Below are 19,449 nucleotides of genomic sequence, written 5' to 3' on the forward strand. Positions count from 1 at the left end.
CGGCAAGCTGCTCTTCTGCGGAGTCGAACCATGTTCGACTGTAAATGTGCCAACCAAGGTTGGCACCTACCAGAGCGGGAGGGTGGTTGGCACGTACCAGAGCTGGGGAGTGGTTGGCACCTACCAGAGCGGGGGAGTGGATGGCGCCTGCCAGAGCGAGGGAGGAACAGTCGAGCTTGGCTCGACTCTACAAAAGGCGGCGGCGTTACAGGGCCTGACGGTCGGGCGCGGTAGAATCCCCGGCCATCCCAGAACCACCGGATCCCGATGAGCCCCAGCCCCGCCGAACGCGCCGAAGACCTTCGCCGGCAGATCGCCCAGGCCAACCGCGCCTACCATGAGCTGGACGCGCCGGAGATCCCCGACGTCGACTACGACCGGATGGTGCGCGAGCTGGAAGCGCTGGAGCGCGAGCATCCGGAGCTGGCCCGTGCCGACAGCCCGACCCAGCAGGTCGGTGCGCGCCCCTCCGGCCGCTTCCCGGAAGTGCGCCACGCGGTGCCGATGCTGTCGCTGTCCAATGCCTTCAGCGACGAGGAAGTGGCGGATTTCGTACGCCGCATCGACGAGCGCCTGGGCCGTCGCAGCCTGCGGTTCTCGGCCGAGCCGAAGATGGACGGCCTGGCGATCAGCCTGCGCTACGAGGACGGTCATTTCGTGCTCGGCGCGACCCGTGGCGATGGCAGTACCGGCGAGGACGTGACCGCCAACCTGCGCGAGATCGGTGATATTCCCAAGCGCCTGCACGGCAAGGACTGGCCGGATGTGCTGGAAGTACGCGGCGAGGTCTACATGGCCCGCGCCGACTTCGAGGCCTACAACGAGCGTGCGCGCCAGCAGGGCGGCAAGGTGCTGGCCAATCCGCGCAACGCGGCGGCCGGTTCGCTGCGCCAGCTCGATCCGAAGATCAGTGCGCAGCGCCGGCTGAGTTTCTTCGCCTACGGCACCGGCGAAGTGCAGGGCGGCGAGCTGCCGGACACCCATTCGGGCACACTGGCCCAGCTCGGTGCCTGGGGCTTCCCGGTCAGTGAGCTGTGCAAGGTCGTGGAAGGCACCGACGGCCTGCTCGGCTACTACCGCGATATCGGTGAGCGCCGCGATGGCCTGCCATTCGATATCGATGGCGTGGTCTACAAGCTGGATGACCGCGCCGGCCAGCAGGCCATGGGCTTCGTTTCGCGTGCGCCGCGCTGGGCCATCGCGCACAAGTTCCCGGCACAGGAACAGAGCACTACGGTAGAGGCGATCGAGATCCAGATCGGCCGCACCGGTGCTGCCACACCGGTCGCGCGGCTGGCACCGGTGGCGGTGGCCGGCGTGATCGTGTCCAACGCCACGTTGCACAACGCCGACCAGATCGCACGCCTGGATGTGCGCGTGGGTGACAGCGTGATCGTGCGCCGCGCCGGTGATGTGATTCCGGAAGTGGTCAGCGTCATCCTTGATCGCCGCCCGCCGGGCACCACGCCGTGGCAGATGCCGACGCGCTGCCCGGTGTGCGGCTCGGAAATCGTGCGCGAGGAAGGTGCTGCCGCATGGCGCTGCTCGGGCGAACTGTCCTGCCCGGCGCAGCGCAAGGAAGCCATCGCCCATTTCGCCTCGCGTCGCGCGATGGATATCGATGGCCTGGGTGACAAGTACATCGAAACCCTGGTCGACGCCGGCATCGTCAGAAGCGTGGCCGATTTGTACCGGCTCAACCGTGACCAGCTGCTGCATCTGAAGCTGGTGCTGGATGCCGAGGACCCTTCCGCACTGGCGGCTGCGCTGAAGCTGCACCTGCCCGCCGAAGGCAGTGGTGCGGTGCTCAATGCGGTGCTCAAGCTGGATGGCAACGATCCGGGCTGGCGCGCACAGGCGCTGGCACAGCCGGCCAGCTTCGAATGGAACACGAAGAAGATCGCCACCAAGTGGGCCGACAACCTGATCGCGGCAATCGACGCCAGCCGCGCGGCCACGCTGGAGCGCCTGCTGTTTGCGCTTGGCATCGAGCACGTGGGTGAGAGCACGGCCAAGGCGCTGGCGCAGTGGTTCGGTGACCTGGAGCTGATCCGCCACCTGCCGTGGCCGCTGTTCAAGCGTGTGCCGGACATCGGCGGCGAAGTGGCGCGTTCGCTGGGTCATTTCTTCGAGCAGCAGGGCAACCAGCAGGCCATCGATGACCTGCTGCAGGTCGGTCAGGTGCGCATCAGCGATGTGCATGCGCCCAGTGCCAAGCTGCGCGAAGGGCTGGATCTGGCGCAGCTGCTGGTCGAATCGGAAATCCCGGGCATCACCCGCCTGCGCGCCGAAAAACTGGTCGCTGCGCTTTCCGGCGCGCAAGCAGTGCTCGACGCCGAGCATGGCCAGTTCGTCAACGCCGGCCTGCCCGATGACACTGCACGCGGCCTGGCTGCGTGGCTCGATGCCGATGGCCATGGCGCGATGTTGCTGGCGGCCGAGAAGGCGATGCAGCAGATCCTGGCCAAGGCGCCGGCGCTGGCCGAGATCGTGGCCGGCCCGCTGGATGGGCAGACCGTGGTGCTGACCGGCACCCTGGCCCAGCTCACCCGCGATGCCGCCAAGGAACGCCTGGAAGCGCTGGGTGCCAAGGTCTCCGGCAGCGTGTCGAAGAAGACCAGCTTCGTGGTGGCCGGTACCGAGGCCGGCTCCAAGCTGGACAAGGCGCAGTCGCTGGGCGTGCCGGTATGGGACGAAGACCGCCTGCTGGCCTACCTCGCCGAACACGAATGATGACCCCGCCGGGTGCCTGGCGCCCGGCATGAAACACAAAGGAACACCGATGCAGACCGCTCCGCTGGATTTCCGCCTGGCCACCCGTGCCGACGAAGAACTGTTGATCACGTTGATGCGCGAGTTCTATGCCGAAGACAAGATCGACTTCGACGACGCGCGCGTGCGTCGCGGCGTGGACGCGCTGCTGGCCGATCCGCGCAATGGCGAGGTGCTGCTGTGGCTGGACGAGGCCGCCGAGGTGGTGGGCTACGCAGTGATCGCGATGGGTTTCAGCCTGGAGCAGGGCGGCCATTTCATGTTGCTGGACGAGCTGTACCTGAGTCACCGCGCGCGCGGCCGCGGCCGCGGCAAGCAGGCGCTGGCCATCTGCGAACAGCGCGCTCGCGGGCGTGGCGTCAGCCGCCTGCGGCTGGAAGTGAACCACCACAACGAACTGGCCCGGCGCCTGTACCTGGCCAGTGGCTACATCGATGACACCCGCGATCTGCTGACCCTGCCGCTGGATCATCCGCGCCCGGAGGGCATCCTGTGAGCGAGGCCCTGCTGCGCGCGCTGCAGCAGCGTGCCGCGCTCAACGCGCTGGTGCGCCGCTTCTTCGCCGATCGCGATGTGCTGGAGGTGGAGACGCCGATCCTGTCGGTGGCCGGCAACACTGAGCCGAACATCGACAGCTTCCACACCGATTTCACCGGCCATGTCGATGCCGGTGGCCGCCGCCGCTGGCTGCGTACCTCGCCGGAGTATCCGCTCAAGCGCCTGCTGGCGGCGGGCGTGGGTGACTGTTACGAACTGGGCCGGGTGTTCCGCAACGGCGAGGCGGGCGGCCGCCACAATCCGGAATTCACCATGCTGGAGTGGTACCGGGTCGGTTGGGACCACCATCGTCTGGTGCAGGAAACCGCCGAGCTGGTCGGCCAGGCGCTGGCCCTGGTCGGGCGCAGTGCGACGCTGCGTGTGCTCAGTTATCGCGAGCTGTTCCAGCAGTACGTGGGTGTGGATCCGTTCGATGCCGATGAGGCCGCGTTGCGTGCCGCGCTGGGCGAGGTACATATCGACCCGGTCGGGCTGACCCGCGATGACTGGCTGGATCTGCTGATGACCCATCATATCCAGCCGCATTTCGATGACGCAGTGATGACCGTGGTCCACGATTGGCCTGCCAGCCAGGCCGCACTGGCGCGCATTCGAGCCGGCACGCCGCCACTGGCCGAGCGTTTCGAGCTTTATCTGGGGGCAGTGGAACTGGCCAACGGCTATCACGAACTGAACGACGCGCACGAACAGCGTGCGCGATTCCAGCGTGACCTGCAGCGCCGCCATGAGCGGGGCCAGGTGCAACCGTCCGTGGATGAGGCGCTGCTGTCGGCGTTGCCATCGATGCCTGCCTGCGCTGGCGTGGCGGTGGGTGTCGATCGGTTGTTGATGGCGATGAGCCGCACGCCGCGTATCGCCGATGTGCTGGCCTACGACTTCGCCCACGCGTGAGCGCGGTGCGCACGTTCCTGAACATCGAAGACTGAACGGAATTCCGCGTTTCCGCGCTTGCTTCGGTAAGCAGGATGATGCTCTTATCACGGCAGATGCCGGACACTGGCACGCAGTTCATCCATTCCTGCTGGGGAAGGCTTTGGTCAAGTGGTTTGCGGTTGTCGCTGCACCGGTGTACTCCATCGCGCTCTGGGGTGCCTGGCTGCCGTCATCGGCGTCGGCCCAGCAGGCGGGCTATGACGGCGAAGTGGTGACCTGCGAATCGCGCGACATGGGCTGGGTGCATTGCGATATCGACGTCAGCAATGGCATCGACCTTGTGCGCCAGTTGTCCAGCAACAGTTGCATCCGTGGCAGCGAATGGGGCACCGACCGCAGTGGCGTGTGGGTCACCCTTGGCTGCCGCGCCGAGTTCCGTGCGCGTCGTGCGGAAGGTGCAGCGCCTGCGGCAACGGAAGGCAAGCGCCTGGTCCGCCGTGTGGTGCGCTGCGAATCCAATGGCCGCCCGCAGAGTTGCCCGGTGCGCCTGGACGGGGCGCCGGTGCGCCTGCTGCGCCAGCTGTCGGTGCTGCCGTGCCGCGAAGGGCAGGGCTGGGGCTACAAGCGCAATGAAGTCTGGACCAGCCGTGGTTGCCAGGGCGATTTCGAAGTGGCTGACGAGGACGGCCGTTTTGTCGACGTGCCACGCCGCCTGACCTGCGAGTCGAAGTCGAAGAAGCGCCGCTTCTGTGGGGCGAGCATTTCGGTCGGCGCGGTCGTTACCGAGCAGTTGTCCAGCACCCCGTGCGAGGAAGGCAACACCTGGGGCTGGAACCGCAACGGGATCTGGGTGGACGGCGGCTGCCGCGCCGAATTCTCGGTGAATTGAGCCCGGGCAGGCTCCAACCACGCGGGGCGTGGCCCTACAATGGGCCCATGAACACTGCCTCCGACATCGACTACGCCCGTTATGACCACATCCGCCCGATCCTCTGGACCGGCGATGCCCTGCAACTGCTGGACCAGCGCAAGCTGCCGTTCGTGGTCGAGCACGTGGTCTGCCATGACAGTGACGAAGTTGCCAGCGCCATCCACGCGCTGACCGTGCGTGGCGCGCCCGCGATCGGCATTGCCGCAGCGTGGGGTGTGGTGCTGGCGGCGCGGGACGTGCAGGCCGCTGATGGCGCGCATGCGCTTCAGCAGTTGGAGCCGGCGCTGCAGCGCCTGAACGCATCGCGCCCGACCGCCGTCAATCTGGCCTGGGCGCTGGCGCGCATGCGTCGCTGCCTGAACGTCGCCGGCGCCGACTGGAAGGCTCTGCTGGAAGCCGAAGCGCAGGCCATTGCCGAGGAGGACCTGGCCGCCAACCGCCACATGGGCGCGCTGGGCGCGGGCCTGATCGAGGCCGGCAGCGGCGTGCTGACCCACTGCAACACCGGCTCGCTGGCCACCGCCGGCTTCGGCACGGCACTGGGCGTGATCCGTGCCGGTATGGCCCAGCACCGCATCGCCCGCGTGTTCGCCGGCGAGACCCGTCCGTGGCTGCAGGGCGCACGCCTGACCGTGTGGGAACTGCAGCAGGATGGCATCGACGCCACCTTGATCGCCGATTCGGCAGCCTCGCACCTGATGAAGACCGGTGCGGTGCAATGGGTGATCGTCGGCGCCGACCGCATCTGCGCCAACGGCGATACCGCCAACAAGATCGGCACCTATCAGCTGGCCATCGCCGCTCGCCACCACGGGGTCAAGTTCATGGTGGTGGCGCCGTCCTCGACCGTGGACATGGAGACCGTGGATGGCAGCCAGATCGAGATCGAGCAGCGCGACCCGGGCGAGCTGTACGGCGTGGGCGGTACCCGCACCGTGGCCGAAGGCATCGCCGCCTGGAACCCGGTGTTCGACGTCACCCCGGGTGAACTGATCGATGCCATCGTGACCGAGCGCGGGGTGATCCTGAACCCGACCATCGAGAACATGCGCGCCGCCTTCGGCGGGTGAGGCACAGGGGAGGGGGCAGCGTGACCTCCGCCCCCGGTAGTGCCGGTCGCTGGCCGGCACCCCCCTAAGTTCCTGATTTGTGCAGGTAAAATCCCCGTAAATGGAGGCAGGGGACGGCCTGTTGTGGTAGTATCCACAGGTTGAATCGAGGTTCCGGCACGACCCCCTCCCGCAGAGGGCTGCGCCGGACTGGACCGCTACCAGACAACGGAACCCGAATGGCAGAAAACGCCAAGGAAATCATCCAGGTCAACCTGGAAGACGAGATGCGCAAGAGCTACCTCGATTACGCCATGAGCGTGATCGTGGGCCGCGCGCTCCCGGATGCGCGCGATGGCCTCAAGCCGGTGCATCGCCGCGTGCTGTTCGCGATGAACGAACTCAACGCGCACAGCAACAAGCCTTACTTCAAGTCGGCGCGTATCGTCGGTGACGTCATCGGTAAGTACCACCCGCATGGCGATCAATCGGTGTACGACACGCTGGTGCGCCTGGCACAGCCGTTCTCGCTGCGTTACATGCTGGTCGATGGCCAGGGTAACTTCGGCTCGATCGATGGCGACTCCGCCGCGGCGATGCGATACACCGAAGCGCGCATGTCGCGCCTCGCGCATGAGCTGATGGCGGACATCGACAAGGAAACCGTCGATTTCCAGCCCAACTACGACGAGAAGGAACTGGAGCCGACGGTCATGCCGACCCGGTTCCCGAACCTGCTGGTCAACGGTTCGGCCGGTATCGCGGTGGGCATGGCCACCAACATCCCGCCGCACAACCTGAGCGAATCGATCAACGCCTGCATCGCGCTGATTGATAATCCGGAAATCGATGTCGACGGCCTGATGGAGTACATCCCGGGCCCGGATTTCCCGACTGCCGGCATCATCAATGGCACTGCCGGCATCGTCGCCGGCTATCGCACCGGCCGCGGCCGTGTGCGCATCCGTGCCAAGGCCGATATCGAAGTGGCCGACAACGGCCGCGAATCGATCATCGTCACCGAAATTCCTTACCAGGTGAACAAGGCGCGTCTGATCGAGAAGATCGCCGAGCTGGTCAAGGAAAAGAAGATCGAAGGCATCAGCGAGCTGCGCGATGAGTCCGACAAGGACGGCATGCGCATCTACATCGAGATCAAGCGCGGTGAATCTGCCGAGGTTGTGCTGAACAACCTGTACCAGCAGACCCAGATGGAATCGGTGTTCGGCATCAACATGGTGGCGCTGGTCGATGGCCGCCCGCAGTTGATGAACCTCAAGCAGATGCTGGAGGCGTTCGTCCGCCACCGTCGCGAAGTGGTCACCCGTCGCACCGTGTTCGAGCTGCGCAAGGCGCGCGCCCGTGCCCACGTGCTGGAAGGCCTGACCGTTGCGCTGGCCAACATCGACGAGATGATCGAGCTGATCAAGACCTCGCCGAACCCGAATGAAGCACGCGAGCGCATGCTGGCGCGCGTGTGGGAGCCGGGCCTGGTCGGTGCGATGCTGGGTGCCGCCGGTGCCGAAGCCTCGCGCCCGGAAGACCTGCCCAAGGGCGTGGGCCTGATCGAGGGCGGCTACCAGCTGACCGAGATCCAGGCCACCCAGATCCTGGAAATGCGCCTGCACCGCCTGACCGGGCTGGAGCAGGACCGCCTGACCGACGAGTACAAGCAGCTGCTGGAAGTGATCGCCGGGCTGATCCACATCCTGGAAGATCCCGACCGCCTGCTGCAGGTGATCCGCGAGGAGCTGGTCAACGTCAAGGCCGAGTTCGGCGATGAGCGTCGTACCGAAATCCGCCACAGCGAAGAAGACCTGGACATCCTCGACCTGATCGCGCCGGAAGACGTGGTGGTCACCGTGTCGCATGCCGGTTACGTGAAGCGGCAGCCGGTGAGCGTGTACCGCGCACAGCGCCGTGGCGGCCGTGGCCGCAGTGCGGCAGCGACCAAGGAAGAGGATTTCATCGAACAGCTGTGGCTGGTCAACACGCACGATACGCTGCTGACCTTCACCAGCTCGGGCAAGGTGTTCTGGCTGCCGGTCTACCAGCTGCCCGAAGCCGGTTCGAATGCCCGCGGCCGTCCGATCATCAACTGGATCCCGCTGGAGCCGGGCGAACGCGTGCAGGCCGTGCTGCCGGTGCGCGAATACGCCGATGGCCAGTTCGTGTTCTTCGCCACCAAGAACGGTACGGTCAAGAAGACCCCGCTGGGCGAGTTCGCCTTCCGTCTGGCGCGCGGCAAGATCGCAATCAATCTGGACGAGGGCGATGCCCTGGTCGGCGTCGGCCTGACCGACGGCGAGCGCGACATCCTGCTGTTCGCCTCCAACGGCAAGACCGTGCGCTTCGGTGAAGACAAGGTCCGCTCGATGGGCCGTACCGCAACCGGCGTGCGTGGCATCAAGATGCCGGCCGGCGAGGAAGTGGTCAGCCTGATCGTGGCCGAGAGTGCCGGTGGCAGCGAGGATGAGAACGAGGACGACAACGGTGTCGAGGAAACCGCAGCCAATGGCGATGCGGTGATCGACGGCGCCGATGACGCCAGCGTGCAGTACATCCTCACCGCCACCGAGAACGGCTACGGCAAGCGCACCCCGCTGCCGGACTACCCGCGCAAGGGCCGTGGCACGCAGGGCGTGATCGGCATCCAGACCACCGAGCGCAACGGCAAGCTGGTCGCCGCAGTGCTGATGGGCTCCAGCGACGAAGTGCTGCTGATCTCCGATGGTGGCACCCTGGTGCGTACGCGTGGCTCGGAAATCAGCCGCGTTGGCCGCAACACCCAGGGCGTGACCCTGATCCGCCTGTCCAAGGACGAGAAGCTGCAGGCGGTGGAGCGCATGGATGCCTCGATCGACGAAGACGAGGACGAGGTGGCCGTCGCCGCACCGGCCGCGACCGACGGCGCACCGGCTGCTGCCAGCAGCGAGGACGCCGCGCAGGAGTGATCCTGCCGCGAGCCTGAGGTACCCGACGACGCCGGCCCTGTGCCGGCGTCGTCGTATCCGGATGCCGCACATACGCGCGCGCTTCACGCAGGCGGTGGGATAACAGCGCATGCTGCCCCCGGAGATCGACGATGTCCGCCACGCCGCAGTCCGCTCCTGCCCCTGTTCGCGCCTCCCGGCACCCCCTTGTCACCGTGCTGTCGCTGCTGCTGGTCGTGCTCGGCCTGGTCATCGGCGGGCTCGGTGCGTGGCTGCTCAGCCTTGGCGGCTCGGCGTACTACGCCATCGCCGGGCTCGGCCTGCTGGCCAGCGGCATCCTGTTGTTCGGCAACCGCCGCAGCGGTGCATTGCTGTACGCGCTGGTGTTCATCGGCACGCTGCTGTGGACCTGGTGGGAGTCAGGCAGCGACTACTGGCGCTGGGTGCCCCGGCTGGGCCTGGTGACCGCACTCGGCATCGTGCTGGCCTTGCTGGCGCCCACCCTGCACGAGCCGGTCTCCAAACGCCTGTCGCGCAGCGCGGCGGGTGTGCTGATGCTGGTGTTCGTGGCTGCCTTCGGCCTGGCCTTTGCGCCGCATGGTGAAGTGGACGGGCATCAGCCGTTCCCGGAAGGCGCGGTCAGCGCCGGACTGGAACCTACGCGTGATACCACGGGCCTCCAGCCGGCTGACCAGCCCGCCGAGGGCGACTGGCCGGCGTGGGGCCGCAGCAACGCCGCCACCCGCTATTCGCCGCTGCAGCAGATCACCCCGGCCAATGTGGCCACGTTGCAGCCAGCCTGGCAGTTCCGTACCGGCGATATGCCCAAGAATCGCTGGGGCGCGGAAACCACGCCGCTGAAGATCGGCGATCGCCTTTACCTGTGCACCGCGCGCAACCGCCTGATCGCACTCGATGCCGCCAGCGGCAAGGAACTGTGGCGCTTCGACCCCAAGGTGAAGGACGCTTCGATCCCGTACACCGCCGCCTGCCGTGGGGTGAGCTACTACGAGCAGCCCCGCACGCCGGTCCTTGCCGATGCCACGCTGGCCGATGCCGCGGCCGATCTGGCGTTGCCGGAACCGCCGCCCAGCGTCGCCCGCAGTGCTGCGCCGGGCACCCGTCCGGCCTGCTGGGCGCGCATCATCGAAGGCACGCTGGACGGCCGCATCATCGCGGTGGACGCGGACAGCGGCCGTCCCTGCGCCAACTTTGGCAACAACGGCCAGGTCGACATCACCCTGGGCATGGGGGAGGTGCCACCGGGTTACGTGTCGATCACCTCGCCACCGGCCATCGTGCGTGGCGTGATCGTGACCGGTCACCAGGTGCTGGACGGGCAGCGCCGTGACGCGCCGTCGGGTGTGATCCAGGCCTACGATGCCATCACCGGCAAGCTGCGCTGGGCGTGGGACATGGACCAGCCCGAGCGCAGCGGTCTGCCACCGCGCGAGCAGACCTATACGCGCGGCACGCCCAACATGTGGACCACCGCCACCGGTGATGAGGCGCTGGGCCTGGTCTACCTGCCGCTGGGCAACTCCGCAGGCGACTACTGGAGCGGCTCGCGCACGGAAAACCAGAATCGCTACTCGACCTCACTGGTGGCGATCGACGTGGCCACCGGCAAGCCGGTCTGGCATTTCCAGGCGGTGCGCAAGGACGTGTGGGATTACGACCTGGGTTCGCAGGCCAGCCTGATCGATTACCCGACCGCTGCCGGCAAAGTGCCGGCGATCCTGTTGCCGACCAAGCAGGGCGACATCTACATCCTCGACCGCCGCAACGGCCAGCTTCTGACCGCGGCCGAAGAGCGCAAGGTGCCGGTGGGCGGCGTCGAACCCGAGCAGCGTTCACCCACGCAGTTGTTCTCGCTGTACCACACGCTGCGTCGCGAGCATGAGCTGACCGAACGTGACATGTGGGGCATCACCCCGATCGACCAGCTGGTCTGCCGCATCCAGTTCCGCAAGGCCTACTACGAAGGGTTCTACACGCCGCCGAGCAGTGACCGCCATTCCATCGAGTACCCCGGCTACAACGGCGGCTCGGACTGGGGCAGCGTGTCCATCGATACGCGCCGCGGCGTGATCGTGGCCAACTACAACGACATGCCGAACTACAACCGGCTGGTGCCACGCGCGGAGGCCGACCGGCTGGGCTGGCTGCCGCGCGAAAAGATCCGGTTCGACAAGGGCGGAGCAGAAGGCGCGGGTGACCCGCAGGTGGGCACGCCCTACGCCATCCAGGTCAATGCCGGTTGGCGCCTGCCGTTCACCGGTCTGCTGTGCAAGCAGCCGCCCTATGGCGGCATCCGTGCCATCGACCTGCGCACCGGCAAGCTGCTGTGGGACCGTCCATTCGGCAGTGCGCGCGGCAACGGACCCTTCGGCATCCGCTCCGGCCTGCCGATCGAGATCGGCACACCGAACAATGGCGGCTCGGTGGTGACCGCCAGCGGCCTGATCTTCATCGCCGCCGCCACCGATGATCTGCTGCGTGCCATCGATCTGAAGACCGGCAAGGAGTTGTGGCATGCCAAGCTGCCCGCGGGAGGTCAGGCCAACCCGATGGTGTACGAGCAGGGCGGGCGCCAGTACGTGGTGATCATGGCCGGCGGCCACCATTTCATGGAAACCCCGAACGGCGATTACGTGATGGCGTTTGCGTTGCCGAGGTAACCGCAACGGGGGCGGTGGGCCGCCCCCGTTGCATGACGCTGGATCACACCGTCACTACCACCTTGCCGATCTGCTCGTTCGATTCCAGGTAACGGTGTGCGTCCTGGATCTGCGCGAACGGGAACACCCTGGCGATCTTCGGTGCCAGCGTGCCCTTGTCCAGGCCATCCACGATGAATGCCTTCGCGCGGGCCAGCGCGGCATCGTCGGAAACGATCTCCGAGTACAGGTAGCCTTTCAACGTCAGCGACTTGCCCAGCACGTTGAACAACGGGAACGGCGTGGGTTCGCTGCTCAGCGCGCCGTATTCCAGCAGGATGCCGCCACGCGCCATCGCTTCGGTCAGCGGCACGAACTGCGGGCCACCGATCGGATCGAACACCACGCGGGCACCTGCGCCGCCGGTGATGCGCGCCACTTCGGCCACCAGATCCTGCTCCTGGGTGGCGATGACGTGGGCGGCGCCTGCATCGAGCAGGGCCTGGCGCTTGCCCGGGCCACGGGTCACAGCGATCGGCGTGGCGCCGACTGCATTGGCGATCTGGATGGCGGCCAGGCCGACGCTGCTGCTGGCGGCGGTGATGATGACGAAATCCCCGGCGGCCAGGCGTGCCTGTTCCAACAGCGCGCCCCAGGCGGTGACGTACTGCATCCACACCGCGGCGGCCGTTTCAAAGTCCAGTGCCTGCGGATGCTTGACTACCAGTCGTGCCGGCACGTTGGCCAGTTCGCCGTAGGTGCCCCAGCGCGCGATATCCAGCGGCGGCACCACGCTGACCGCATCGCCCGCGGTGAATCCGCTCACTGCACTGCCGACGGCTTCAACCACGCCGGCCGCTTCGTAGCCCAGGCGGCTGGGGAACTGCGCTTCCTGCAGGTAGGCGCCGTTACGGAACATCACCTCGGCGCGGTTCAGGCCGATCGCCTTCACCCGGATCTGGACTTCGTCAGGGGCGGGGGCGGGAACGTCGATATCGTCGATGCGCAGTACATCGGCAGTGCCATATTCGTGGATGCGGCCAACCTGGCTCATGGGGGGGCTCCGAGGAAGGGCCGGCGAGGGCGCCGGCGAAAGGGTGAGCGCTACTGTGCGCGTAGTCTGCATCCAGAATAATGGGTAATCTGGCGTTTCATTGAAAAACAATTGTTTGCAATGGACCTGATCGTTCCCCTGCGGACCTTCGCCAAGGTGGCCGAGGTCGGCTCCTTCGCCGCCGCTGCCGAGGCACTGGACCTGTCGCCGCAGCTGGTCGGCAAGCACATCCAGGCGCTGGAGCAGCATCTGGGTGTGCGCCTGCTCAACCGCACCACGCGCAAGCAGAGCCTGACCGACTTCGGCCAGGCCTACCTGGCGCGGGCGCGGGTGATCCTGGAGGAAGTGGAGGGGGCCGAGCAGCTGGCCGAAGTGGCGCGCGGGCGACCGATGGGGCGCCTGCGCATCAGTGCGCCGGTCACCTTCGGCGTGCACGCGCTGGGCCCCGCGGTGGTGGCCTACTTGCAGCAGTACCCGGACGTGCAGGTCGATCTGAACCTGTCCAACAGTCTGGTGGACATCGTTGAAGACGGCTACGACCTGGTGTTCCGCACTGGCGATCTGGCCGACAGTGGGCTGGTGGCGCGGCGGTTGGGGCCGTATCCGCTGGTCCTGTGTGCCTCGCCGGACTATCTGGCTTCGCGACCGGCCATTGCCCATCCCAATGACCTGAGCCGCCACGAGTGCCTGGGCTTCGCGCATTCGATCATCCGCACCCGCTGGAGCTTTCGCGATACCGATGGCGGCGTGCTGACCGTGCCAGTGTCCAGCCGCTTCATGGTCAACCAGGCCGAGCCGCTGCTGACCGCCGCCATCGGAGGGCTGGGGCTGATCCTGCAACCGCACGAAATGCTGGCCGGAGCATTGGCGCGTGGTGAGCTGGTGGAAGTGCTGCCGGACTACGTACCGGTGTCGACCTGGATCAACCTGGTGTATCCGCGCGATCGCCAGCTGACGCCCAAGCTGCGCAGCTTCCTGGACTTCTGCGTGGCGCGATTCAGCGAACAGACGATGGCAAGGCGATAGCGGGGCCATCGGGTAGCAGGGTTTCCATCAACTGCGAAGGATCACGCATTCACGTTGCATCCGGGGCTGTGCGCATTCCACCACGCAGGCGGAGTGGATGGCGTCGCATCGAAGCATTCAGCGTCACTGATGAGGTGTTGCGGCAGAGTCCCTGGCGTCGATGCGGCGGCCGCATCCTTGGTCTAGGATGCGTCCAGGAATCCCCGCAAAGGAACTGCCATGAGGGTTGTTGGACGCCTGTTTCTCTGCAGTGCACTGGCCTGTTCGGTTCTACTGGTTACCCCGGTTTTTCCAGCAATCGGCGCCACATCTTCCGAGCGTGCACATCCACGTGCGCAGGACGCCATCGATGACTGGCTGGCGGCCTTCAACGCTGGCAGCCTCGAGCAACTGCAGGCGTTCGCCGATACCTACGCGAAGAAGGAAGGCAGCAGCCCCAAGGACTATCTCGAGTTCCGCGAGAGCACCGGCCCGCTGAGTGTGCTGGAAACACGCCAGAGCGCGCCCGGTCACGCGAAGGTGCTGGTGATGGGCCAGCTGAACGAGCGCGCGATGTGGGTGACGGCCAGCATGGACCCGGACAATCCGGCGCACCTGAAGCAGTTCCAGATCGAAGGCACTGAAACGCCGGACAAGTTCAAGCCGGAGAGGGTTGCTTTGCCTGCCCTGATGGCCGATGCCACAGCAAGGCTGGAGGCGCTGCGGGCCCAGGACGCGCTGTCGGGTGCGTTGCAGGTGGCACGGAACGGCAAGGTGCTGCTGGACTGGCGCGGTGGCAATGCCGATCGCACCGCTGGCATTCCAGTGGGCGTGGATACGCAGTTCCGCCTTGCGTCCTCCAACAAGATGTTCACCGCAGTGGCCATACTGCAGCGGGTGCAGGAGGGCAAACTCAGTCTCGATGACACGATCGGCAAGCACCTGCCGGACTATCCGAACAAGGCCGTTGCCAACAGCGTGACGGTTCGCCAGCTGCTGACCCATACCAGTGGCCTGGGTGATTTCTTCGGCGACGATTTCGAGCAGTATTCCGCGTCGCTGAAGACGCTGGATGACTATGTGCAGCGCTTTGCCAAGGATGCACCGCAGTTCACGCCCGGCAGCCAGGACAGCTACTCGAACTATGGCTTCATCGTGCTTGGGCGGATCATCGAGGCCGTCTCCGGGCAGTCGTACTACGCCTATGTGGAGCAACACATCCTGCGCCCGGCAGGCATGACCGGCACCGGCTTCGAACCGGAAACAGTGACGGTGCCACGGCGTGCCGTCGCCTATACGAAGCAGGATGGGCAATGGGTGCGTGAAACGAAGTCGCTGCCCTGGCGCGGCATGTCAGCCGGTGGTGGCTACAGCACGGTGAGCGACATGGTGAAGTTCGCCGAGGCGCTGCGCAGCGGAAAGCTGGTCTCACCTGCATTGCTGCAGCAGGCCACCACGGCGCAGAACCACAAGGGCTGGTACGGGTTCGGCTTCCTGGTGCAGGGCGAGGGCAGGGAGCATCAGTACGGCCACGAAGGCGGTGCGCCCGGATCGAACAGTGCCATCGTGGTGCTACCCGCGCAGGGCTATGTGATCGTTGGGCTGGCCAATGTCGATCCGGATGCGATCGGCAATGTGGTCAACTACATCGCGCGAAGAGTGCCGCTGTAGTCCCGAGCGACTATGCCACAGCGATGTTGACGCTGGGGCAGGTGGCGGACCAGAATCGGGCCATGAGCCGACTCCTTCCCGTGGTGTGTCTGGTCGCCAGCATGGTGCTGCTGCTGCGTGGGGTGCACGTGATACTCAAGGGTGTTCCGGCCATGGCCAGCGAAGGTGCCAGTGCTGCGTATGCACAAGGCTACCTGCATGGACAAGCGGCAGCCGGGTGGGTGTTGATTGCCGCTGCAGTAGCCTGTGCGCTCATTGCCTGGCACAGGGCGCGCGCCCGGAAGTGAGAGACGGGCGCGTCAGCGCGGCACCCGCACCATCTTCGTCATCAGACGGGCGCGTCAGCGCGGCACCCGCACCATCTTCGTCATCAAGTGTTCCACCACACCCGCCGGGTCCGCCGTGCGGCCCACATGCGTGCTCGACATCTGCACCACCGAGCTGCGCTTGGCGGTGAGGAAATGGAAGCGCGCACGCGCTGGCAGCTGTGCGATCGGCCCGGCGCTGGCATCGCCGCGGCAGATCGCCACGATCGCATCCAGCCATGGCTGCAGCGCCTCCTGGTCCAGCGCTGGCGCGAGGGCGTGCAGGCGTGCCGGATCGATCTCGATGGCCGCTTCCAGATGACGCGCACCGGGACAGGAGACGATCACCCCGACGTTGATGAATTCCTCGCGCTCCACCCGCGGTACCACGCGGATGACGGCGTAGTCATACGTGTGCAGCGTGGGCACGGATGGCCTCCTGCACGAACACCGCACGCACTTTCAGGCGATGCTTGAGATAGTCGATGTAGCCTTGGCGATAGGCCTGCGGGCTGTCGAATGCCGGCTCGTTGACCAGCCAGCTGTCCGGCACCAGGCCGACGATGCGCTCGATCTCGGCATCGGTCAGGCGCGCGGCCAGCTCGGCGTCCACCTCGGCGATGCGGTTGGCGAACGACAGCAGTACGTGGTCGCGGATCAGCACGAACGGCTTTTCGCAGGCATCGCCAGCATTGGCCCAGTCGTGATGGAAGTACATGGCCGCACCGTGGTCGATCAGGTACAGCTTTCGATGCCACACCATCAGGTTGGGATTGCGCGTGGTGCGATCGACATTGCTGGTGAACGCATCGAACCAGACGATGCGCGAGGCCAGGTCGGCATCCACCGGCATCGCTGCCGGGTCGTAGTTGATCGCGCCGGGCAGGTAGTCCAGGCCCAGGTTCAAACCCTCGCTGGCGCGGATCAGCTCCTGGATCTCCGGGTCGGGCTCGGTGCGGGCGAACTCGCGGTCCAGCTCCACGAACAGGATCTCCGGAATCGGCAGGCCCAGCGTGCGCGCCATTTCGCCGGCGATCAGCTCGGCGATCAGCGCCTTCGGGCCCTGGCCGGCGCCACGGAACTTCAGCACGGCCATGCCGTCGTCGTCGGTCTCGACCACGGCCGGCAGGGAGCCACCTTCCCGCAAGGGGGTGATGTAGCGGAGGGCATGTACGGTGCGCATGCGCGCATTCTAGCGTGGGTGCCGCCAAGGGAGCGCCGGGCGCGTCCCGGCGGCTCCATGTCGTTCCCCGTCAGTGCGTCAGCGCGCCGCGCTGCTGCTCCTGCACGCGGACCTGTTCCTGCGTGGCCTGATCGGCCTGCCGCTGGTTGACCACGGCAAGCGTATCCAGGCTGTCCTGCACCGGACGCTGGGCGGCCTCGGCAGTGGGTGATGAGGCGCGCAGCGAGGCCGGATCATCCAGCGGCCCCTTCACCACAAAGATGTTCTGCGCCGCGCCCGCACCCTCGGTCTGGCGGCTGAGCACCACATGGTCGACCCGGTCCAGGCCGTTTTCGCGGGCCAGCACCAGCAGGCTGGCACTCAGGCGCTCGCTGGACGCATCGAAACTGCGTCCGTTGGCAGCATCCAGCTCAGCTACCTTGCCGCGGATCTGCTCGTGCAGCGAACGGTCACGGCCTTCCGCAAGCAGCGTCGGTACGCCATCGCCCTCCACCGCATGCTGTGTGGTGATCGGCACATGCGTATGCGTGCCCTCAGTGTGGTCGAAGTAACGCAGCGTCGACGGCGAGGTACTGGTATCGAAGTAGGGCTGGCGCGGGGGCGAGCCCTCGCCGAGGTTGAGCCCGTTCTGCTCCAGCAGGCGCTCGTCCAGGCCCAGCTTCTTCATGTTCACTTCCATCCGGCTGACGCCATCGGGCGCTGGATTCGCGGCCTCGTATCCGCTGGCCAGTTCGATCGCCTGGACGCCGTAGAAATTCTGGTAGTCCGAATTCCCATGATGGCCCAGGCCTGTGCTGACGCCCTGATCGTAGTAGTGCCTGGCCATTCCCTCGATGTTGGCTGCGGTGGGGGAGATGGTCAGGTCCGCATTGAGGGTCAGCTCCGGGTGCGGGGCATAGGTGATCGGCGGGCCGGGCCGCGACTGGATGACATCTGTCGAGCGGGTGCTGGCTTCATACAGGTCGCGCAGGGTGGCGTCCGGGTTGTTGGCACGTACCTGGCTGACCAGCGCATTCCAGCCTGCGATGTTCGAAGAAGCCTCATCGCGGCGGTTGGCCGCGAGCAGGGTGCCGATGACCTCGGTGTAATCATGGCTCGTTGTACGGCCCGCGACCTGCTCCACGTCGGCTTCGAACTGCACGTAGGCGCGCTCGACATCAGCATCGTTGAAGCCGTGCTGGATCTCGTGACCGAGCACAAAGGCAACCTCGGCCGCGTCGAACCTGTCCGGCGCCGCCGGGGTCGACAAGCTGTTGGCGGGCAGGTTGATGGATTTCGTGCCGGTCTCGTAGGTGCCGCCCGCGTTGCTTGTGGCGGGCAACAGTTCGAAGCGTTCCAGATAGCCTGCCGCGATGGCGGCGTCCACCTGCTTCGCCAGCACGGGCGAGCCCGCGATGACGTTGCGCAGGTTGTCGACCTGGTCGCTGGTGACGTCGGTCTTGCCAGCGAACTCGCCCAGCAGGCGTTCCGTTTCTGCGGAAAGGATCGTCATTGATGGCTCCCCTTACTGCACGGTGACAAGACGCACGCAGGCATGCGTGGCGTCGCCGAGGGCGTGAGGGTTCTCGGGCATGGTGTCGACCTTGATGCTCAGCTGCGGTCGATCGAAGCGGTCGTAGATCACCCGGCCGTGTTCGCCGCGCACCGTCTCGCGCTTGAAGCCGGCGGCATCCAGTGCGGAAGCGAAGTGATTGAAGTCGACCTGGCAGATTGCCGCAGCCGAGGCCTTGCGATCGCTGCTGGTGTCCATGAAGTTCAGGTCCAGCCGCGCGTCGGCAGTGCCGGCCCGCTGCACTTCCAGTCCATAGCCCCATTCCGGTGTCAGCGTGCCGCCATAGCCGAAGTGGCCGGGGCCGAAGACCTGCGCCGGCGCCTGCATCGCTGCGGACAGGCGCTCAGCGGTGAGCTCGCGGGTGGAGGTCGTGACCTTGATCAGGTCCAGCAGGCGCAGCAGCAACTGCTCGGCATTGAGCGGGGAGGGCGAAGTGGTCTCGGATACGGCGGGGGCCATGGTGTCGGTTCCTTGAGAAGTCGGCGTGCGGTCGGCGGCATGTGCGCAGGCGCAGAGCGCGGCCGCTGAAAGTGCGAGCGTCCACGGTCGTATGAATGCGTACCGGGGCATGTGCGTTCCTTGCAGATTGAAGGCTGACCCTAGGGCCAGCCGGATGAAGCAGAGGTTAAGCGTAATCGAGGCACCCGAATGCGTTACAAAAGGTGAACGGGTGCGCATTCTTCACTTGACCATTCCGCGCGCGATGTCAGCATCGGGTCCATGGAGCATCAACTTCGCGTGTGACCTTCAACAGGAGGCCGTCATGCAACAACTGCGCAGCTGTCACGCTTTACCCTGCATGCAATGCAACGCGTGGTGTTGACCCTGGTCTGATACGGCCACCTTGCCGGCACGGATGGCCGCCACCCACAGCATCTGCCACTGTTCACCCGATGCGGTCCC

Annotated in this window: 15 protein-coding genes; 10 read left to right on the plus strand and 5 right to left on the minus strand. The window is 66.2% G+C overall.

Annotated features, from left to right (window positions below; translation table 11 throughout):
• Positions 1 to 261 precede the first annotated feature (261 nt).
• From ligA to QRO95_RS11245, 7 genes are all read left to right on the plus strand, one after another.
• Positions 262 to 2,733, plus strand: coding sequence for an NAD-dependent DNA ligase LigA (ligA, locus tag QRO95_RS11215; RefSeq protein ID WP_201119375.1), 2,472 nt, complete (start codon positions 262 to 264; stop codon positions 2,731 to 2,733).
• 49 nt (positions 2,734 to 2,782) lie between these two features.
• Positions 2,783 to 3,268 (plus strand): GNAT family N-acetyltransferase, encoded by a 486-nt coding sequence (locus tag QRO95_RS11220; RefSeq protein ID WP_285302562.1) that lies wholly within the window; start codon positions 2,783 to 2,785, stop codon positions 3,266 to 3,268.
• Positions 3,265 to 4,221 (plus strand): EF-P lysine aminoacylase EpmA, encoded by a 957-nt coding sequence (gene epmA / locus QRO95_RS11225; RefSeq protein WP_125892083.1) that lies wholly within the window; start codon positions 3,265 to 3,267, stop codon positions 4,219 to 4,221. The genes QRO95_RS11220 and epmA overlap by 4 nt, the downstream gene beginning before the upstream one ends.
• Before the next feature lie 142 nt (positions 4,222 to 4,363).
• Positions 4,364 to 5,092, plus strand: coding sequence for a DUF3011 domain-containing protein (locus QRO95_RS11230; RefSeq protein WP_032127686.1), 729 nt, complete (start codon positions 4,364 to 4,366; stop codon positions 5,090 to 5,092).
• 47 nt (positions 5,093 to 5,139) lie between these two features.
• Positions 5,140 to 6,204 (plus strand): S-methyl-5-thioribose-1-phosphate isomerase, encoded by a 1,065-nt coding sequence (gene mtnA, locus QRO95_RS11235; RefSeq protein ID WP_049400195.1) that lies wholly within the window; start codon positions 5,140 to 5,142, stop codon positions 6,202 to 6,204.
• A 218-nt stretch (positions 6,205 to 6,422) separates the two neighbouring features.
• The gene (gene gyrA / locus QRO95_RS11240) at positions 6,423 to 9,137 is read left to right on the plus strand and encodes a DNA gyrase subunit A (protein ID WP_049400193.1); all 2,715 of its coding nucleotides are present in this window, start codon (positions 6,423 to 6,425) and stop codon (positions 9,135 to 9,137) included.
• 131 nt (positions 9,138 to 9,268) lie between these two features.
• A complete protein-coding gene (locus QRO95_RS11245) occupies positions 9,269 to 11,797 on the plus strand; it encodes a membrane-bound PQQ-dependent dehydrogenase, glucose/quinate/shikimate family (RefSeq protein ID WP_285302563.1) in 2,529 nt (842 codons plus the stop codon).
• A gap of 43 nt (positions 11,798 to 11,840) precedes the next feature.
• Here QRO95_RS11245 and QRO95_RS11250 read toward each other — a convergent pair whose 3' ends face one another.
• The gene (locus QRO95_RS11250; RefSeq protein WP_285302564.1) at positions 11,841 to 12,830 is read right to left on the minus strand and encodes a zinc-dependent alcohol dehydrogenase family protein; all 990 of its coding nucleotides are present in this window, start codon (positions 12,828 to 12,830) and stop codon (positions 11,841 to 11,843) included.
• 120 nt (positions 12,831 to 12,950) lie between these two features.
• On the opposite strand from QRO95_RS11250, the gene QRO95_RS11255 reads away from it, so the two are divergent.
• The 3 genes from QRO95_RS11255 (at position 12,951) to QRO95_RS11265 (ending at position 15,793) form a co-directional block, all read left to right on the plus strand.
• Complete coding sequence (locus tag QRO95_RS11255; RefSeq protein WP_049400186.1) at positions 12,951 to 13,856, plus strand: LysR family transcriptional regulator; 906 nt, start codon at positions 12,951 to 12,953, stop codon at positions 13,854 to 13,856.
• A 219-nt stretch (positions 13,857 to 14,075) separates the two neighbouring features.
• Entirely contained in the window at positions 14,076 to 15,506 is a 1,431-nt protein-coding gene (locus tag QRO95_RS11260) for a serine hydrolase (protein ID WP_285302565.1), read from the plus strand.
• A gap of 62 nt (positions 15,507 to 15,568) precedes the next feature.
• On the plus strand, positions 15,569 to 15,793 hold the full coding sequence (locus tag QRO95_RS11265) for a hypothetical protein (RefSeq protein ID WP_285302566.1): 225 nt from the start codon (positions 15,569 to 15,571) through the stop codon (positions 15,791 to 15,793).
• Positions 15,794 to 15,847: 54 nt separating this feature from the next.
• On the opposite strand, the gene QRO95_RS11270 is transcribed toward QRO95_RS11265, so the two are convergent.
• The 4 genes from QRO95_RS11270 to QRO95_RS11285 form a co-directional block, all read right to left on the minus strand.
• The gene (locus tag QRO95_RS11270) at positions 15,848 to 16,240 is read right to left on the minus strand and encodes a DUF3037 domain-containing protein (RefSeq protein ID WP_285302567.1); all 393 of its coding nucleotides are present in this window, start codon (positions 16,238 to 16,240) and stop codon (positions 15,848 to 15,850) included.
• Positions 16,218 to 16,994, minus strand: coding sequence for a HipA family kinase (locus QRO95_RS11275; RefSeq protein ID WP_285302568.1), 777 nt, complete (start codon positions 16,992 to 16,994; stop codon positions 16,218 to 16,220). Before QRO95_RS11275 ends, QRO95_RS11270 begins: the two co-directional genes overlap by 23 nt.
• A 70-nt stretch (positions 16,995 to 17,064) precedes the next feature.
• Positions 17,065 to 18,486, minus strand: a complete 1,422-nt coding sequence (locus tag QRO95_RS11280; protein ID WP_285302569.1) for an XVIPCD domain-containing protein — start codon at positions 18,484 to 18,486, stop codon at positions 17,065 to 17,067.
• A 12-nt stretch (positions 18,487 to 18,498) separates the two neighbouring features.
• Positions 18,499 to 19,005: a hypothetical protein gene (locus tag QRO95_RS11285; protein ID WP_223224724.1), complete on the minus strand. Its 507-nt coding sequence runs from the start codon at positions 19,003 to 19,005 to the stop codon at positions 18,499 to 18,501.
• Between the last annotated feature and the right edge of the window lie 444 nt (positions 19,006 to 19,449).

Source organism: Stenotrophomonas maltophilia group sp. Smal13 (assembly GCF_030236855.1).
Taxonomy (GTDB): Bacteria; Pseudomonadota; Gammaproteobacteria; order Xanthomonadales; family Xanthomonadaceae; genus Stenotrophomonas; species Stenotrophomonas maltophilia_A.

Coding starts and splice junctions, on each gene's coding strand:
- QRO95_RS11280 (WP_285302569.1), bottom strand. CDS start 18,486: ATGACGATCCTTTCCGCAGAAACGGAACGCCTGCTGGGCGAGTTCGCT.
- gyrA (WP_049400193.1), top strand. CDS start 6,423: ATGGCAGAAAACGCCAAGGAAATCATCCAGGTCAACCTGGAAGACGAG.
- QRO95_RS11220 (WP_285302562.1), top strand. CDS start 2,783: ATGCAGACCGCTCCGCTGGATTTCCGCCTGGCCACCCGTGCCGACGAA.
- QRO95_RS11285 (WP_223224724.1), bottom strand. CDS start 19,005: ATGGCCCCCGCCGTATCCGAGACCACTTCGCCCTCCCCGCTCAATGCC.
- QRO95_RS11250 (WP_285302564.1), bottom strand. CDS start 12,830: ATGAGCCAGGTTGGCCGCATCCACGAATATGGCACTGCCGATGTACTG.
- QRO95_RS11260 (WP_285302565.1), top strand. CDS start 14,076: ATGAGGGTTGTTGGACGCCTGTTTCTCTGCAGTGCACTGGCCTGTTCG.
- QRO95_RS11275 (WP_285302568.1), bottom strand. CDS start 16,994: ATGCGCACCGTACATGCCCTCCGCTACATCACCCCCTTGCGGGAAGGT.
- mtnA (WP_049400195.1), top strand. CDS start 5,140: ATGAACACTGCCTCCGACATCGACTACGCCCGTTATGACCACATCCGC.
- QRO95_RS11265 (WP_285302566.1), top strand. CDS start 15,569: ATGAGCCGACTCCTTCCCGTGGTGTGTCTGGTCGCCAGCATGGTGCTG.
- QRO95_RS11255 (WP_049400186.1), top strand. CDS start 12,951: ATGGACCTGATCGTTCCCCTGCGGACCTTCGCCAAGGTGGCCGAGGTC.
- QRO95_RS11245 (WP_285302563.1), top strand. CDS start 9,269: ATGTCCGCCACGCCGCAGTCCGCTCCTGCCCCTGTTCGCGCCTCCCGG.